General features: G+C 35.4%; 16 protein-coding genes, 1 pseudogene and 3 riboswitches. Of the genes and pseudogenes, 8 read left to right on the plus strand and 9 right to left on the minus strand.

Annotation, left to right across the window (positions count from 1 at the left end):
• The first annotated feature begins 15 nt into the window (after nucleotides 1-15).
• Together BN349_RS03670 and fumC are read left to right on the plus strand one after the other, a co-directional pair.
• Nucleotides 16-552 carry an NADPH-dependent FMN reductase gene (locus BN349_RS03670; protein WP_019240923.1) on the plus strand — a complete coding sequence of 179 codons (537 nt, stop codon included), beginning with the start codon at nucleotides 16-18 and terminating at the stop codon, nucleotides 550-552.
• A 250-nt stretch (nucleotides 553-802) separates the two neighbouring features.
• Nucleotides 803-2,191 (plus strand): class II fumarate hydratase, encoded by a 1,389-nt coding sequence (fumC, locus tag BN349_RS03675; protein ID WP_019240924.1) that lies wholly within the window; start codon nucleotides 803-805, stop codon nucleotides 2,189-2,191.
• A gap of 87 nt (nucleotides 2,192-2,278) precedes the next feature.
• Here fumC and BN349_RS03680 read toward each other — a convergent pair whose 3' ends face one another.
• The 4 genes and pseudogenes from BN349_RS03680 to gpmA form a co-directional block, all read right to left on the minus strand.
• Nucleotides 2,279-2,701, minus strand: coding sequence for an MFS transporter (locus BN349_RS03680; RefSeq protein ID WP_019240925.1), 423 nt, complete (start codon nucleotides 2,699-2,701; stop codon nucleotides 2,279-2,281).
• Complete coding sequence (locus BN349_RS03685) at nucleotides 2,695-3,507, minus strand: MFS transporter (protein WP_019240926.1); 813 nt, start codon at nucleotides 3,505-3,507, stop codon at nucleotides 2,695-2,697. The genes BN349_RS03680 and BN349_RS03685 overlap by 7 nt, the downstream gene beginning before the upstream one ends.
• Before the next feature lie 48 nt (nucleotides 3,508-3,555).
• Entirely contained in the window at nucleotides 3,556-4,035 is a 480-nt protein-coding gene (locus BN349_RS03690) for a flavodoxin domain-containing protein (RefSeq protein ID WP_019240927.1), read from the minus strand.
• Nucleotides 4,036-4,120: 85 nt separating this feature from the next.
• A pseudogene (gpmA, locus tag BN349_RS23255) lies at nucleotides 4,121-4,840 on the minus strand (2,3-diphosphoglycerate-dependent phosphoglycerate mutase).
• Between the two features lie 205 nt (nucleotides 4,841-5,045).
• Here gpmA and BN349_RS03700 point away from each other — a divergent pair.
• The 6 genes from BN349_RS03700 to BN349_RS03725 all read left to right on the plus strand — a co-directional run bounded on the left by BN349_RS03700 (nucleotide 5,046) and on the right by BN349_RS03725 (nucleotide 11,207).
• On the plus strand, nucleotides 5,046-6,149 hold the full coding sequence (locus BN349_RS03700) for a 5-methyltetrahydropteroyltriglutamate--homocysteine S-methyltransferase (protein WP_019240930.1): 1,104 nt from the start codon (nucleotides 5,046-5,048) through the stop codon (nucleotides 6,147-6,149).
• 360 nt (nucleotides 6,150-6,509) lie between these two features.
• Nucleotides 6,510-6,614, plus strand: a riboswitch (SAM riboswitch).
• Between the two features lie 234 nt (nucleotides 6,615-6,848).
• A complete protein-coding gene (locus BN349_RS03705; protein WP_019240931.1) occupies nucleotides 6,849-7,862 on the plus strand; it encodes a methionine ABC transporter ATP-binding protein in 1,014 nt (337 codons plus the stop codon).
• The gene (locus BN349_RS03710; protein ID WP_019240932.1) at nucleotides 7,852-8,523 is read left to right on the plus strand and encodes a methionine ABC transporter permease; all 672 of its coding nucleotides are present in this window, start codon (nucleotides 7,852-7,854) and stop codon (nucleotides 8,521-8,523) included. The genes BN349_RS03705 and BN349_RS03710 overlap by 11 nt, the downstream gene beginning before the upstream one ends.
• A 21-nt stretch (nucleotides 8,524-8,544) precedes the next feature.
• On the plus strand, nucleotides 8,545-9,366 hold the full coding sequence (locus BN349_RS03715; RefSeq protein WP_019240933.1) for a MetQ/NlpA family ABC transporter substrate-binding protein: 822 nt from the start codon (nucleotides 8,545-8,547) through the stop codon (nucleotides 9,364-9,366).
• A gap of 107 nt (nucleotides 9,367-9,473) precedes the next feature.
• Entirely contained in the window at nucleotides 9,474-10,565 is a 1,092-nt protein-coding gene (locus BN349_RS03720; RefSeq protein WP_019240934.1) for an iron-containing alcohol dehydrogenase family protein, read from the plus strand.
• A 138-nt stretch (nucleotides 10,566-10,703) separates the two neighbouring features.
• A complete protein-coding gene (locus BN349_RS03725) occupies nucleotides 10,704-11,207 on the plus strand; it encodes a GNAT family N-acetyltransferase (RefSeq protein ID WP_019240935.1) in 504 nt (167 codons plus the stop codon).
• 265 nt (nucleotides 11,208-11,472) lie between these two features.
• On the opposite strand, the gene thiW is transcribed toward BN349_RS03725, so the two are convergent.
• The 5 genes from thiW to tenA form a co-directional block, all read right to left on the minus strand.
• The gene (gene thiW, locus BN349_RS03730) at nucleotides 11,473-11,970 is read right to left on the minus strand and encodes an energy coupling factor transporter S component ThiW (protein ID WP_019240936.1); all 498 of its coding nucleotides are present in this window, start codon (nucleotides 11,968-11,970) and stop codon (nucleotides 11,473-11,475) included.
• A 16-nt stretch (nucleotides 11,971-11,986) separates the two neighbouring features.
• Nucleotides 11,987-12,994 (minus strand): ABC transporter substrate-binding protein, encoded by a 1,008-nt coding sequence (locus tag BN349_RS03735; RefSeq protein ID WP_019240937.1) that lies wholly within the window; start codon nucleotides 12,992-12,994, stop codon nucleotides 11,987-11,989.
• Nucleotides 12,995-13,011: 17 nt separating this feature from the next.
• Nucleotides 13,012-13,776 carry an ABC transporter permease gene (locus BN349_RS03740; RefSeq protein WP_019240938.1) on the minus strand — a complete coding sequence of 255 codons (765 nt, stop codon included), beginning with the start codon at nucleotides 13,774-13,776 and terminating at the stop codon, nucleotides 13,012-13,014.
• Nucleotides 13,763-14,509 (minus strand): ABC transporter ATP-binding protein, encoded by a 747-nt coding sequence (locus BN349_RS03745; RefSeq protein WP_019240939.1) that lies wholly within the window; start codon nucleotides 14,507-14,509, stop codon nucleotides 13,763-13,765. The genes BN349_RS03740 and BN349_RS03745 overlap by 14 nt, the downstream gene beginning before the upstream one ends.
• Nucleotides 14,510-14,710: 201 nt before the next feature.
• Entirely contained in the window at nucleotides 14,711-15,385 is a 675-nt protein-coding gene (tenA, locus tag BN349_RS03750; protein ID WP_019240940.1) for a thiaminase II, read from the minus strand.
• 72 nt (nucleotides 15,386-15,457) lie between these two features.
• Nucleotides 15,458-15,546: riboswitch (TPP riboswitch) on the minus strand.
• Nucleotides 15,547-15,603: 57 nt separating this feature from the next.
• Nucleotides 15,604-15,710: riboswitch (TPP riboswitch) on the minus strand.
• Nucleotides 15,711-16,070 lie beyond the last annotated feature (360 nt).

Genomic DNA, 16,070 nt, shown 5'->3' on the forward strand with positions numbered 1-16,070 from the left:
TAGGAGGATTTTAAAATGTTGAAAATTGGTATTATTTTAGGAAGTACACGCGAAGGTCGAGTTAGCCCACAAGTAGGAGCATGGGTGAAAAGCTTAGCTGATGAACGAAATGATGCAGAATATGAAATCATCGACATTGCAGATTTCAAATTACCATTCCTAGGTGATCCTATTGGTGATCCTTCAGGCATTGCTGCTTGGTCTGAAAAAATTAATGGATGTGACGGATTTGTCTTTATTGTTCAAGAATATAATCATTCAATAACAGGTGCATTGAAAAATGCATTAGACCTATTACGTGAAGAATGGAATAATAAAGCAGCTGGTATTGTAAGCTATGGATCAGTTGGTGGAGCACGCGCAGCTGAACACTTGCGTGGAATCTTAGGTGAATTATCCGTAGCCGATGTTCGTGTTCACCCAGCTTTATCATTATTCACTGATTTTGAAAATGGTACTGTATTCAAACCAGCCGATGTGCAAGCTTCTTCAGTAAATCAAATGTTAGATCAAGTTATTCCTTGGGCTACGGCATTAAAAACAATTCGATAAGTGAGAAGTGATTCATGTTATTGTAGCAGCTCAAGTGGCTATATCCTAAAAATGAGTAAAATGTTTGGCCATTTTGCTCATTTTTTCATTGTTTGCTTCTTTTATAGGAAAAAGTTAATTAGACTTTTTCCTAATATATGTTTTTTTATAAGATAAAGGGGAATAGGAATGAAAGGGCAAGAAAATGAATACTTTACATGTATTTCGATGTTTATCCGTTCTACATACTAGTTGTAAAGGGGAGAGTTCAATGAAATATCGTATGGAAAAAGACACAATCGGAGAAATACAAGTACCAGCTGATAAGCTTTGGGGAGCTCAAACACAGCGCAGTAGTCAAAATTTTAAAATTGGAACAGAAAAAATACCGACTGAAGTCATTCAAGCATTTGCGGTTTTGAAAAAAAGTGCAGCACTCGTTAATCAAAGCTTAGGAAAATTAGAGGCAGTTAAAGCTGAAGCTATTGTGAAAGTGGCTGATGAAATTCTAAATGGCCAACATAAAGAACAATTTCCTTTAGTTGTTTGGCAAACTGGAAGCGGAACACAGTCCAATATGAATATAAATGAAGTGATAGCACATCGAGCAAATGAAATATTAACAGCTAGTAAGGAAAATGTAAGGATTCATCCGAATGATGATGTGAATAAATCCCAAAGTTCCAATGATACTTTTCCGACAGCAATGCATATTGCGGGTGTTCTTGCAGTAGAGGATCAGCTCTTACCAGCATTGCAATCGTTGAAAAAAACATTAGTGGGCAAAGCAGAGGAATTCGAGAACATTATCAAAATTGGCAGAACCCATTTGCAGGATGCAACCCCTTTAACCTTAGGGCAAGAAATTAGCGGTTGGGTTCGGATGCTGGAAAAATCCGAAAAGATGATAGAAGGAAGCCTTGAGTATATGAGAGAGCTAGCAATTGGTGGAACAGCCGTTGGTACTGGTATTAATGCACATCCAAAATACGGAGAAATGATGGCTGAGCAAATTAGTCAGTTAACAAAGAAAACGTTTATTTCAGCTCCAAACAAATTTCACGCTTTAACAAGTCACGATGAAATTGTTCATGTTCATGGTGCACTAAAGGCTTTGGCGGCTGATTTAATGAAAATTGCAAATGATGTTAGATGGTTAGCCAGTGGTCCTCGTTCAGGTATTGGAGAAATCACCATCCCTGCCAATGAACCAGGAAGTTCGATTATGCCAGGAAAAGTCAATCCAACTCAGAGTGAAGCGTTAACGATGGTTGTTTGTCAGGTGATGGGGAATGATGTGACGATTAGTATGGCAGCAAGCCAAGGAAATTTTGAGTTGAACGTATTTAAACCAGTTATTATTTTTAATTTCCTTCAATCCGTTAGACTTCTTTCTGACGCCATGAATTCATTTAATAATCATTGTGCTGTTGGAATTGAGGCAAATACAGAGGTCATCCAACAAAATCTTGAGAAATCACTTATGCTAGTTACAGCCTTAAACCCATATATTGGCTATGAAAAGGCGGCATCCATTGCCAAGCTTGCTCATAAGGAAGGCTTAACGTTAAAAGAAGCAGCAGTAAAATTAAATCTATTAACTGCCGATCAATTTAATCAGATGGTTCGACCAGAAGAGATGATTCATCCTAAGGTATAAGAAGACTCATCATAAGTAAAAAAGCCAAGCAGAAGAAAAATAGCTTGGCTTTTTATATTGTAGAAAAGAGAAGAAAGAAATTAGTTTTCAACAACTGCTATTAAACTTTGGTTTTGTTTTAATAGCAAGTAGAAATAGTGCTAATTCTACAAACGCTAATATGATTAAAATGTATAGTAGTAATGTATAAGAATGATTGATGTTGTAAATGGCCCCTGATACTACAGGTGTAATAGCTGCCCCTAAATAGATAAATAAAGAGATAACCCCGAATTTTGCTCCAAATTCTTTTTCACCAAAAAGAGCAGCAGTCAAAAACGAAGGAGTGACAGTAATAGCTGTTGCTCCCAAACCAGATAGCAAGGTATAAATTAGACCCGGTATGACTTGGTTACCTTGCATTAAAAAGATAAAGCTTAGGAAACTTCCTGAACAAACGACTAGTAAAGTAATAATAGTTCCTAGCATATCATAAAGTCGTCCAATCACTAGTTTTCCGGCAACTACCATTGCCATCCAATGAATAGTAGTAAAGCAGCATTTTTGGCTGTAGCACCAATATCTATCAAATAAGGAGCAAGGTTTATAATCATTCCATTCACGACGATACTAGCTACAACGATCGCAAGGCAAAGAGACCAAAACGAAACAGATTTTAAAGCCTCTTTCTGTGTAACACCTATTGGTTCTGAATTTGTGGATTGAATTTCGCCTAGTGGTAAAAGAGCTTTATCCGCTGGTTTGAATTTAATTACGAATAAGGCAAATGGTAGTATGACTATTAAAATAATGATTCCCGTTATAAGATAAGCATTTCTCCATCCGTAATCCGTTATTAACCAATTTAGTAATGGGCTAAGAACGACACCACCAAGTCCGCTACCAGATAAGGCAATACCTAAGCATAAACCACGTTTTTCATTAAACCAATTTGTAATAAGTACGGATGTAGGTATCATTGCAGCTCCAGCTATGGAAATGCCCATTGGAATGGCAAATAAGTAAAAGTGAATAAGAGCTGTTGAGAAAGAAAATCCAATATAGGAGATCGCTCCAATAATTGTAAAGATAGACAAATATAATTTTATATTTAGTTTTTTTATAAGTTTTCCAGCTATTGGGCTCATGATCATCGAAACGAATGCCATTATTGTATAATATGTCATGAATTCAGATCTACCAAAGCTTAAATCTTCAGTAACTGGTAAGGTAAATAATGAAACTAAGTTTACAATTGGAGCAAATAAAAATGTCATGATGATTACGCATGCGAGTACAATCCACCAACCGTAAAATATCCCTTTTTGCTTGGTCATGTTGTTTTCCCAAAAACTTTGTGTCAATTGCTGTGTGATATATTATTTCTAAGCTTGTACAGCTTCAGCAAACGTTTCAATATTTTCTTCAAGAATTTTTGGTTGTTTAGAAGGATCGTCCCCAATGGATTTCAAGGCTATTTTGGCAATCATTCGATCTAAGCCTTTTTGCTTTTGTAAATCGATTTCTCCTCCAAAAGTATCCACAAGTAATGTATGATTAATGATTTCGGTTGGAAAATTTCGCTGAATGACTTCCTCTGTCTGATCAACAATTCCATTACAAATATAAAAGGCACATCTTTTCTCTAGTAAAATATCTTGGTTGTCTAAAATAAATTGTTTAGTTTTTTTATGTAGTTGACCCATACGAATACTTCCACCTATAATGACCGTTTCGTAATCTGAAAGATCTGGTTGCTCATTTGTTAAGTTACATAATGTAGCATTTTCAAAATAAGTTGATAGGGTGTGGGCACATTTTTCAGTTGTGCCCGTTTTACTTGCAAAGGCAATAAGTGTTTTCATGCTGAAGTCTCCTCTGTTAAAGATCTTGACTAGCTGCTCTTTTTTCTAAAATATGATCTATGTATTACAAATGTTTGTTAACTGCTTATTTTGGAAGCTTTCCATCTAAAGATAAATAATAATGTTGAATAGGCTTTAATTGTTCATCAAGCTCGTAGACAAGTGGTATACCTGTCGGAATATTTAAGTTTGCGATTCCGTCACTTGATATATTATCTAAGTATTGAACTAAAGCCCTTAAAGTATTTCCATGAGCAGAAATAATAACTTCTTTATCAGCTAATAGCTGAGGAACAATTGTTTTATTCCATTCCTGTAAAACTCTTTTTTCTGTATCTGCTAGATTTTCAGTTAGAGGAATTTCTTCCACTGTTAGGCGTTGATACTTGTATTCATTGCCAGGATATCTTGTGTCTTCTTTCGTTAATGCCGGTGGACGAATATCAACGGATCTTCGCACTGATGAACTTGTGCTTCACCATATTTATCAATTGTTTCTTGTTTATTTAACCCTTCCGTAATGTCTCTCGTTCAGCTTCCATGATTTTACTATAGGTATCGACATCAAATCCATTTCGTGCAAAATAAGCCATTGTGTATGAATCGCTCTTTTGAGCATAGATGTATGTGCATAATTAAAGGTAAAGCCATTTTCTTTTAAAATTCGACCTGCTTTTCTGGCTTCTTCGAGTCCTTGAATCGACAGGTCAACATCAGTCCAACCTGTAAATCGATTTTCAACATTATAAATGTTTTGACCATGTCTAATGAGTACAAGTTTTTTCAATAATCCCAGCTCCATCATGAAAATCTCTTAATAGTTCTTTTTGCTCATACCCTATTCTTCTTGTAGATATGCACCTATGGAGAGGTTCACATTTTCTTTTACGCACTTTGTAAAAGTCGAATAATTTTGAATTTAACGATTTCTAGTAGTACTATGAAATAGATATTTACATAATTTTCGCACGTTTTTATATGTTTCATATATAAAGAAGGAGAGGTTAGACATGAAGAATGTGACAAATTTAGGACCGTTTAAGGCAGATCATGTAGGAAGTTTCCTTAGACCAGCACGTTTAAAGCAGGCTCGTTTACAAAAACAGAGCGGTGAGTTTTCAGCGGAACAATTAAGAATAATTGAAGATGAAGAAATAACTCGAATTGTTGAGAAGCAGAAAGAATTAGGGTTACAAGCGGTAACTGATGGAGAACTAAGAAGAACTTGGTGGCACTTTGACTTTTTAGGTGGGCTTGTTGGAGTTGAATTCTATAAAAAAGATAGTGGGCTCCAGTTTAAAGGGATTGAAACTAGAGCTGATGGGATTCGAGTAATTGGGAAAATTGATTTTGGTCATCATCCTTTTTTAGAAGATTATGCATTTCTTCATTCAATTGCTGGAGACCATATAGCGAAATTTACGATACCTAGCCCCAATATGCTACTTGCTAGAGCTACAGTAGATGAACAAATTTATTCAACTGAGGAAGAGTTAATCGATGATTTAATCATTACATACCAAAAAGCAATTCAAGCCTTTTATCAAGCGGGATGTCGTTATTTACAATTAGATGACACTTCTTGGGCATCTTTATTCTCTGAAGAAGGTAGAGAAAAACTTCGAGTAAAAGGGCAAGACCCGAATAAATTAGCGTATATTTATGCGAGAGTTATTAATGAATCCCTCGCTCATAAGCCAGAGGATATGACGATAACTATGCATATTTGTAGAGGCAATTTTAAATCTACATATATGTCAAGTGGTGGCTATGAATTTGCAGCAGAAATTATTTTTGGGGGCTTAGATGTAGACGGATTATTTCTCGAATTTGACGATGAAAGATCAGGAGGCTTTGAGCCATTACGTTATGTAAACAGGAAAGATTTGAAGATTGTATTAGGGTTAATTACCTCAAAATTTGGTGAATTAGAGGATCCTGAAAAGATAAAAAAGAGAATAAAAGAGGCCACTCGATATATTCCATTAGAACAATTATGTCTTAGTCCGCAATGTGGATTTTCTTCTACTGAAGAAGGAAATTTGATTACAGAAGAAGAACAATGGGACAAGATTAGACATGTTATTAGCATTGCAGAGAATGTATGGAAATAATCTCTAGTAATAGAAAGACGAGCTTGTTGAGAAGAGAAAGATACTCTTTTCAATAAGCTCTTTTTTAAAGGACTGTTATATGTGGCTTTTCATTCTTAACAAGAAATGAATAGTGGGAAAGTGAATGAATCGATTGATGAATAACAATGAAATGTAACAAATTCTTATGAAGAAAGAGGATAATATTTTTAAAAACACTTTATCCTATAAAAATACTATAAAAGATAAAAAATATTTTTTTCGACATTTTTCGCCTGTTTTTCTATAATGAAAGCGTTTCAATAGAAAATTTTAAAAATTTATTATATTGACAAATTTCGATTTAATTAGTACTATCGAAATTACAAAAAATCAATAAGAAACTTATCCAGAGTGACCGAGGGACATGGCCCTATGACGTCCGGCAACCCCCAAAAGGGAAGGTGCCAATTCCTGCAGAATGATTTTCATTCTGAAAGATAAGTCGAAATTAGTCGGATTTCGGTGCCTCTTTCAGATGAAAGAGGCATTTTTTGTATGGTTGGCATAGTGAACTGTTTAGAATTTATTTGGTTTTATTAGATGGATGATGATATCTGTAGATTGAATCATTTCATGCGTGAATTTTTCTTTAATTTGCTAACAGAATGAAGCTTTACTTGATTGAAAACTAACAAAACCAGAGATGGTTTTCTTATACGAAAGGAAAGAGGGTTAAGTATGATAAAAATACAAAATCTTTCGAAAAATTATCAAACGAAAAGTGGCATAGTAAAAGGTGTTGATAACGTCTCTCTAACAATTGAGAAGGGAGAGATTTTCGGTATTGTAGGATATTCAGGAGCAGGGAAAAGCTCTTTGCTACGATGCATTAACTTATTAGAAAGACCAACCTCAGGAAGTGTAACTATTGATGGAGTCAATCTTACATCTTTACGCAGTGGAGAGTTACGCTTAGCAAGATTAAAAATCGGAATGATTTTTCAGCATTTTTATTTAATTAGTCAAAAAACGGTATATGAAAATGTAGCTTTTTCCTTAAAAGCAGCGAAAGCACCTCAAAGCTCGATAAAGGGACGTGTAGAGGAGCTCTTAGAAATGGTTGGTCTGGCTGATAAGCGTGATGTATATCCTTCGCAGCTTAGCGGAGGACAAAAACAACGTGTTGCCATTGCTAGAGCTCTTGCGAATAATCCAACAGTTCTTTTATGTGATGAAGCAACCTCAGCCCTCGATCCAACTACAACAAAGTCAATCTTAAATTTATTGAAGAGAATCAATAAAGAGTTGGATATTACTATTGTATTAATTACTCATGAAATGAACGTGGTCAAAGAAATATGTAATCGAATGGCTATCATGCAGAATGGAAAAGTAATAGAGGATGGTGATGTATATGACATTTTCGCTAGTCCAAAAGAGGATTTAACAAAAGAGTTCATTTCAAGTGTTGTATCATTTGATATTCCAAATATCATTTTGGAGAAATGTCAGGATCCGATTGTAAAAGTAACATTTAGAGGGGAAGTTGCTGGAGAAGGGGTTATTTCAGACATGCTTCAGCAATTCAATGTGAAGGGGAATTTCCTACATGGATCGATTGAATATATACAAGACTTGCCACTAGGAATTTTCTTAATGGAGCTAAAAGGAACGAAAGAAGAAATTCAAAAGGCCATTACTTATATTGAAGAACGATATGCACAGGTGGAGGTGTTACACAATGGGCTTTGATTTAAATCATTTGATCGAATTAATTCCAGATATTAATACGGCTTTTTTTCAAACCGTTTATATGGTTTCGATTTCATTAATTGTTTCCGTTGTTATCGGATTACCAGTAGGTATTCTTTTATATGTTACCGATAAAGGCTTATTTATGGAAAATCGTGCAGTTCAAAGTATTTTAGGATTTATCGTGAATCTGGTTCGATCCATTCCATTTATTATATTAATTGTGGCTCTTATTCCGTTAACTAATGCAATTGTTAAAACAACCATTGGACCAGTAGCGGCTAGTGTATCACTATCAGTTGCAGCTATACCTTTTTTTGCAAGAATTGTAGAAACAGCTTTACGAGAGATTGATAGAGGAATTATTGAAGCAGCTACTGCGGTAGGAGCTACTCCGTGGATGATCATAAAAGATGTTCTTCTTTTAGAAGCTAGATCAGGGATTATTTCTGGTATTACATTAACATTAATTAGTTTAATTGGTTTCTCGGCTATGGCTGGAACCGTTGGTGGTGGCGGTATAGGGGATTTAGCAATCCGCTATGGATATTATCGTTACGATAACACTATTATGATTGTCACAGTGTTAATTTTAATTATTTTAGTTCAGGTAATCCAATTTGCTGGTGATTTTATCGCCAAAGTTGTAGATAAAAGATAAATAGAAAGTAGGAGAAGAATAATGAAAAAGTGGTTAACAGCAATTATTTTATTAGTAGTAGTGGCTGCACTTGCTGCGTGTGGTAATGACAGCAGTGAGAAGTCAGGAGCAGATTCAAAAAGCATCAAATTTGGTGCAACATCAGGTCCTTATAGTGATATGGTGACAAAAGCGATTAAACCGGGCTTAGAAAAATTAGGCTATAAAGTAAAAGTAGTTGAGTTTAGTGATTATATTCAGCCGAATAAAGCGTTAAATAATGATGAGATTCAAGCGAACCTTTTCCAACATACGATTTATCTAGAAAACTTTGAAAAAGAAAACAAAATGGATTTAACAGCATTAATTTCAGTTCCAACTGCACCAATGGGTATTTATTCTAATAAATATAAATCGTTAGATGAAATTAAAGAAGGTTCAACTATTACGATTCCGAATGATCCAACAAATGCTGCTCGTGCATTTAATACATTGCAAGATGAAGGTATCATTGTTGTAGATAAAAAAGCCGATCCATTAACTGTTTCCGAAAAAGATGTAGTAGAAAACAAGAAAAAACTTAAATTTCAACCGTTAGAATCAGGTCAGCTACCACGTTCTGTTGATAGTGCTGATTTAGCTGCTGTACCAGGTAACTTTGCACTTGCTGCTAAAATGGATTTATTAAGTGCTTTAGCTCTTGAGAACATGCTTGATCCTTACAGAAATATTGTAGCTATTACAGCCAAAAATGAGGATTCACAGCTAGCAAAAGATATTAAATCTGTTATTGAATCGGATGAATTTGAAAAGATCATTGATGATGAGTTTCCTGGCTTTGGAAAACCAACATGGATGAAATAAGGTATGAATGAATAAAAAATCCCCGCTTAAATGATGGATTACCATCATTTAAGTGGGGTTTTCTAGTATGAAAATAAACAAGAAATAAATTGAAGAGAGTGATAAATATGGAAATTTTCTCGGTGCATGGTGCACCAAGTGAATATATATTAGCTGAGGGTGCATTAAATTTACTAGAAAAAAAGTTACTTGAGCGTGGTTTGAAGAAGGTGCTTGTAGTGACGGGGAAAAAATCATGGAATGCAGCTGAAGACTATTGGCCCGAAATAAACAAAGTACATGTAAGTTTTTTTCATTATCAAGGAGAGTGCTCTTTAACTGAAATTGATAAAGTAGCTAATTTAGTAGTTAAGCAAAACTATGAAGCTATAATTGGTGTTGGTGGTGGGAAGGTACTTGACCTAGCAAAAGCAGCATGTAATCAAACGCATAAGCAGGCGATTCTTATTCCGACATTAGCCTCTAACTGTGCACCATGGACACCTCTTAGTGTACTTTATGATGATGATGGTTCTTTTATTCGCTATGATATCTATCCTGTATGCTCTAGCTTAGTTTTGATAGAGCCCAATATTTTATTACAAGCACCTATAGAAATGCTAGTTGCTGGGATTGGGGATACTTTAGCAAAATGGTATGAAGCAGATGTACAAATGGCTACTATAGCAAATAAGCCAGTAGCTCTTGAAATCTCTCATTACACAGCAAAACAATGTAAGGAAGTGCTTGTGACTTATTCGAAGGAAGCTCTGAATGCTGTAGAAAATGAATCGTTAAATGAAGCTTTTATTAAAGTAGTTGAAACGATAATAGTTTATGCGGGAATGGTTGGTGGCTTTGGCGATCGTTATGGTCGCATTGCTGGTGCTCATGCTATTCATAATGGCTTAACTGTACTCGAGGAAACACATCATGCCCTTCATGGAGATAAGGTAGCATATGGTATTCTAGTGCAGCTTGTTTTAGAAGAAAAATGGAAAGAAATAGAAGGTCTATTGCCGTTTTATCGAGAATTAGGATTACCTTATTCGTTAACACAGTTGGGTGTAAAAGAACTTTCAGAGAACATAATGGCTGCTATTGCTAAAAAGGCTACGGCACCAGAAGAATCTATTCATGTAATGCCTATTGGTACGATAACAGCAGGAACTGTTCAAACAGCCATTGTATCTTTAGAAAAGTATGTTAGTAAAATATAGTGGATCATTGGAAGTTGTATTCCGAAAATGAATACAGCTTCTTTTTATTAGAAAAGAAAGTGTGTTCATTGTGATAGCTTGTTAATAAAAGAAGTGATATGATGCTCGTAAAGAAATATAGGAGAGTGTCATAGGACTATGATTACATTTAGACAGCCAACTATAGATGATGCACTACAAATGGTTGCTTTTTATAATATTGTTGGAGGAGAAACAAGCTATCTCAGCTTTGAAAAAAATGAATATCCATTAAGTGTAGAAGATCAAGCAAAGTCCATTCAATCAATGAATGGACAATTAAATTGTAAAATGATTCTAGCTATGGATCATGATGAAATCATAGGAATTGGAACGATCACATCAAGCCAAAAAATAAAATCTAGACATCAAGGTGAGCTGGGTATTGTTGTTAAAAAGGCTTATCACGGAAGAGGAATAGGAAGTCAGATTATTCAACAATTGATAGATTGGGCAAAATCAAATGGTGTGACAACTAGAATACAATTAGATACACGCTGTGATAATGTTGGAGCTGTGGAGCTTTATAAAAAGTTCGGATTTGAAATTGAAGGACGTTTAAAAAATGCTACATTATTAAATGGTGCGTATTATGATTTATATGTAATGGGTTTGTTGATTTAGATGAGTAGGGCGATGTCTCAAAAGGGATTAATAATTCCTTTTGAGAGGCCTGACGCTTTAACTAGCTTTTTTAACAATACGTTAGGTTTTTACGTGTTGTAAAATGATTGGTTTAAGGTGCGAGAATCCAGGGATAGCGGGGCAGGTGAGACCTCACAGGCGTTTTACACCTATGTGGCACACTCCCCTCTCACGGAAAGCGAGCATCCCGGTGCGGATTTTAATCTCTACTCACTAATGGAGTTAAAGTCTGAGAAAGAGTAACCTATACGATTTTGGCTAGAATCACTACTTTATTTTTGATTAATATTTTCATTAATGCGTAACCCATAAGTGCACCTGTGAAGGAGCTGATGGTAAAAGCTGGTATAAGACCGAATAATGTCGCTTCTTGACCTAACAGCAGAGTGGCAATTGGATAGGTTGCCATTGCTCCTATAATTCCTGTACCGATTACTTCACCAATAGCTGCATAGCCGATTTTATTTGTTTTTGCAAAAAGTATTGCTGCAAATAAAGCACCAATCATACTTCCAGGATAAGCAAATAAACTACCTGTACCTAGCATATTTCGAATGGTTGAAGATAGAAATGCTTGGATGACAGCATACCAAGGACCAAGTAACACGGCAGACAATAGATTGGCCAAATGCTGAATAGGAAAGATTTTTGCGAAACCAATTGGAATATAGATAAAACTACTTGATACACTTGTTAAAGCTGCTATAAGAGCCGTTAATGTTAACTTTTTTGTTTTCTCCATCAGATTGGACACCTTTCTATTGTTTTTCAAATATGATGTTTACAAATGCTTCATCAGGTTTAATTTTTTTCTTAATAACACCATTTTTGTAAAGCCATTCAGCAGTATCCTGCCATACTGCTTTTTCTTGATAGCCATATGGACCATTGTTATTTTCCATTAAAGGTAATAGTATTTGCAGACTTTCTTTCTCTACTTCTTTGTCCAATGGAAAACTATCATTTTCATGGTTTAGTAGTATTTGTAGTCCTGCATCTGGATTCTTTTTTACATCTTCCTGTCCTTTAATAACAGCTTGCCAAAACTTTTTGATAGATTCTTTTTTCTTATTCAGTGTTTTTTCTCCAGTAACAACAACTAATTCATAATTATCTGGAATTCCGTAATCTGTTAATTGAATCAGATCCATGTTATATCCTTCTTTTTTCAAAAGAACTAACTCGTGATTAATATAAGCTCCGATTAGTGCGTCTACTTGATCTGTCGCTAAAGATGGCATCAAATCCCAGCCAACATCAGTCATTTTCACTTTTTTCATATCTCCACCATCTTTTTTGACCATAGAAGCTACTACTGCCTCGCTAACACTAGATGAGGAGTATCCAACTCTTTTATCCTCTAAATCTTTCGGTGATTGGATGCCGTTTTCTTTTTTATACATAATGGCATCGAGGGAATGTCTAACCAAAGCACCAACGGAAACAACGGGTATATCCTCAGCTCTTGATACTAGAAGCTGAGATTGATAACTGATAGCTAGATCTACTTTGCCAACGGCCGCGAGTTTTAATGGGTCGTTCGTGTCGGCAGGCATTTCAATTTTTACATTTAATCCTTGATCTTCAAAATATCCTTTTTCCTGTGCAACATAAATGGCTGAATGGACTGCATTGGGATACCAATCTAACATGATGCTAATATCCTCAAGTCCTTTTTTAGAGCTTTCTGCCTTGTTGCTAGAACAGCCACTAAGAAATAAAGCGACACTGCAAACTAACATAATATATATAAATAATTTTCTCATTATGCATTAAACTCCTTTTATTTGGTTTTCCAGCGTAATACATATTTTTCGATTGCCGTAATGAGTGAAAAAAGCAATATGCCTAATATAGTTAAAATGGTAATAGCAGCAAAGACTCCTTCTGCATTTAAGTTTCCAGACATTCGTCTGCTATAGTAGCCTAAACCTTCACTTGCTCCGAGCCATTCACCGATAGTTGCACCTACAAGTGCATAAACGATGGCTAGCTTAAGTGATGAGAAGAAGGAGGGGAGTGCCATAGGAATATGTAGTTTTTTGAAAATATGCCACCGATTTGCACCCATTGATCGGAATAGTTCAACATATTCAGGATCGCTAGATTTCAAGCCGTCATAGGTTCCAACAACGATAGGAAAAAATGAAATCAGGATTGTAACAGCAACCTTACTCCAAATTTCATAGCCAAACCAAAGCACGAAAATGGGAGATAAAGCAATGATGGGAATCATTTGTGAAATAACTACGGCTGGATAGAGCATTTTTTCAATCGTTATGGAATAAAACATACATATTGCTAACAATATCCCACCAATAACAGCAATAAGAAAGCCTATAGCAAATTCAAGTATTGTAACCGGAAGATGCTGTAAAAAGAGTGCTTTCCAGTTTTCCATAATTAAAATGAGCACACCAGATGGTGCTGGGATAATAAAAGATGGAATAAGCTCTAAACGAACAGACCATTCAATAAATAGTAAGATGCCAAAGCTAAATAAGAGAAATAAACGATATGTTTTGAGCCAATTTTTAATGGTTTTCATAAGTAATTTTGTTCTCCACATTTTTTCTTAAAGAGACGAAAGCACTATCATGAAGAAGATCCTGATGACGAGGACGCTTAAAAGGAACGCTAATTTCTTCTATTGTTTGGTCTGGATGTAATATAAGAATACGATCACTTAAAAAGCAAGCCTCTTCTAAATCATGAGTAATGAATAGAACTGTTTTATTCAATTCCTGCCATAAGGAAAGTAACCAAGCTTGCATGTCTTTCTTCGTAAATGCGTCCAATGCACCAAATGGTTCATCTAGCAATAACATATCTTTTCCTGTTAAAAGTGCTCGTAAAAAGGCAGCTCTCTGCTTCATTCCACCCGATAATTGATGTGGTAAAGCATTTTCATAATCCCTTAATCCAACACGATCAAGCCAATTTTTAGCTTCCTCTTTGGAAATAGAATGATCCTTTTTGAATTCAGTTGCTAGCAAAATATTCTCTATAATAGTTCGCCAAGGAAGCAAGAGGTCTCGTTGAGGCATATAGCCGACATCTCCGAGTTTTACTGGATTATCTGCAATCGTTATTTCCCCATGATCCGGCTTTAAAAGACCAGTGATTAATTTTAAGATAGTGCTTTTTCCTGTGCCACTCTTTCCGATTAAAGTGACAAACTCTCCTTTTGAAATGGTTAAATTCAAGTTTGTAATAATTCTTTTGCTAACTTTTCCTTGATTTTGAAAAGTGTAGGATACATTTCGTACTTGTAATGTCATATGTTTTCACCAGCTTTTCGAAATAGATAAATGTCGGTTTTATACAAAAGCTTTAGCACCTAGTACAAGTTGATGATTCAACTTAATTAGGAGGTTATTCTTACGTCTGTCTGCTTCCTCTATAGGAATGAATGCAAGTAGAAGCAAAAAGTTGGCATATAGCCGTTTTTCATAACTTGCTAGGTGCTAGAGTTTTAGTTTCTAAATAGGCCAGTCTTGTTTATGGTAATTCATATCCCAAAATAAAAACTCATATTTTGATGTAATTTGAAAATGTTTTTCTAAAACAGCGAGTTCGTGTTCAGGCTTACCTTCTGCAAGCTTGTCCATGAACTCAATGAGCCATTTACTTCCCTCAGCAAAGGATGGAGAATCATAGGTTTCAATCCATTTAGCATATCGATTGTTTGATAATTTCTCGCCATACTGCAGTCTTAAAAGCTTTCCAATTTCCCAATAATCCCATGCACAAGGGAGTAGGCAAGCAACAACATCTGCCAAACTACCATTTTGCGAAACGTTTAGCATGTAGCTTGTATATGCTAGATTAATAGGTGTTGGTTTTGTAGCTTCAAGCTCGTCTCGTGTTATGCCAAATTCTGCGGCATAAGCTCGGTGTAATTTCATTTCTACATGAAGGGTATCGTATAAGATCCCTGCAAACTTATCCATTGTTTCAAGGTCCTCAGCTTTTGTTGTAGCAAGAGCAAATAACTTGGCATATTCAATTAAATACACATAATCTTGCTTTAAATAGTGAATGAATTTCTCTTCGTCTAATACTCCTTGACCAAGTTCTTGAACGAAAGGATGGTTATGGTTCTGTACCCATATAGGTTGAACATTTCGAAAAAGCCTGTTAGTGAAAGTTGACATGTAATTTCCTCCTTAAATATAAATAAAAACCGCCTCCACATAAGGGAAGCGGTAAATAAAAGAAATAAACGTTTTCTTTCATTCCTACTTCCCTACGCTAGTCCTAACTAGATCAGGTTCAGAGGGTTCGTCTCAGCCATTCGGCGCCCCTAGTAGATGAATATGAAAATAGAAAACCCCACTCACAGACGATGAGTGGGGTGAATAAGGCAATCTTATTCAACGGATAACCACTTTCCTACGCCAGTATGAACTAGATCAGGTTCAGAGGGTTTAGAACAATTGTTCAGTCTCAGTCTTTTAAAAGACACCCCTAGTGAGTTACGGTTTATTATTAATAGCATAGCATGAAAAAATGAATATGCAACATAAATTTGAAAATTATTCCTTTCGCGAAATATCTGACTTAATACAAAAGGGAATTATCAAAAGAAATAAGGAGAAAAAATCTGTGTCATTTCTGAGAGAATAAGTGAGAATAGTATAACAGCATAGTGAGGAGTCAGCAAGTAGGCTTGTCTTGTGTTTAAGGAATGGAGAAGTTATTAAAGTAATTAGTTGTACGATACATGAGAAAGTAATATGTAATGATAGATGTAGGATTTATAGATAAGAATAGTTAGGTCCCTTAATAATGATAAGTAATCGTATGTTTCAATGGATTGTCAGATGTAGCTTTCAAATG

The organism is Bacillus sp. AP8 (assembly GCF_000321185.1).
Taxonomy (GTDB): Bacteria; Bacillota; Bacilli; order Bacillales; family DSM-1321; genus Bacillus_AD; species Bacillus_AD massilioanorexius.

Coding starts and splice junctions, on each gene's coding strand:
- BN349_RS03670 (WP_019240923.1), top strand. CDS start 16: ATGTTGAAAATTGGTATTATTTTAGGAAGTACACGCGAAGGTCGAGTT.
- fumC (WP_019240924.1), top strand. CDS start 803: ATGAAATATCGTATGGAAAAAGACACAATCGGAGAAATACAAGTACCA.
- BN349_RS03680 (WP_019240925.1), bottom strand. CDS start 2,701: ATGGTAGTTGCCGGAAAACTAGTGATTGGACGACTTTATGATATGCTA.
- BN349_RS03685 (WP_019240926.1), bottom strand. CDS start 3,507: ATGACCAAGCAAAAAGGGATATTTTACGGTTGGTGGATTGTACTCGCA.
- BN349_RS03690 (WP_019240927.1), bottom strand. CDS start 4,035: ATGAAAACACTTATTGCCTTTGCAAGTAAAACGGGCACAACTGAAAAA.
- BN349_RS03700 (WP_019240930.1), top strand. CDS start 5,046: ATGAAGAATGTGACAAATTTAGGACCGTTTAAGGCAGATCATGTAGGA.
- BN349_RS03705 (WP_019240931.1), top strand. CDS start 6,849: ATGATAAAAATACAAAATCTTTCGAAAAATTATCAAACGAAAAGTGGC.
- BN349_RS03710 (WP_019240932.1), top strand. CDS start 7,852: ATGGGCTTTGATTTAAATCATTTGATCGAATTAATTCCAGATATTAAT.
- BN349_RS03715 (WP_019240933.1), top strand. CDS start 8,545: ATGAAAAAGTGGTTAACAGCAATTATTTTATTAGTAGTAGTGGCTGCA.
- BN349_RS03720 (WP_019240934.1), top strand. CDS start 9,474: ATGGAAATTTTCTCGGTGCATGGTGCACCAAGTGAATATATATTAGCT.
- BN349_RS03725 (WP_019240935.1), top strand. CDS start 10,704: ATGATTACATTTAGACAGCCAACTATAGATGATGCACTACAAATGGTT.
- thiW (WP_019240936.1), bottom strand. CDS start 11,970: ATGGAGAAAACAAAAAAGTTAACATTAACGGCTCTTATAGCAGCTTTA.
- BN349_RS03735 (WP_019240937.1), bottom strand. CDS start 12,994: ATGAGAAAATTATTTATATATATTATGTTAGTTTGCAGTGTCGCTTTA.
- BN349_RS03740 (WP_019240938.1), bottom strand. CDS start 13,776: ATGAAAACCATTAAAAATTGGCTCAAAACATATCGTTTATTTCTCTTA.
- BN349_RS03745 (WP_019240939.1), bottom strand. CDS start 14,509: ATGACATTACAAGTACGAAATGTATCCTACACTTTTCAAAATCAAGGA.
- tenA (WP_019240940.1), bottom strand. CDS start 15,385: ATGTCAACTTTCACTAACAGGCTTTTTCGAAATGTTCAACCTATATGG.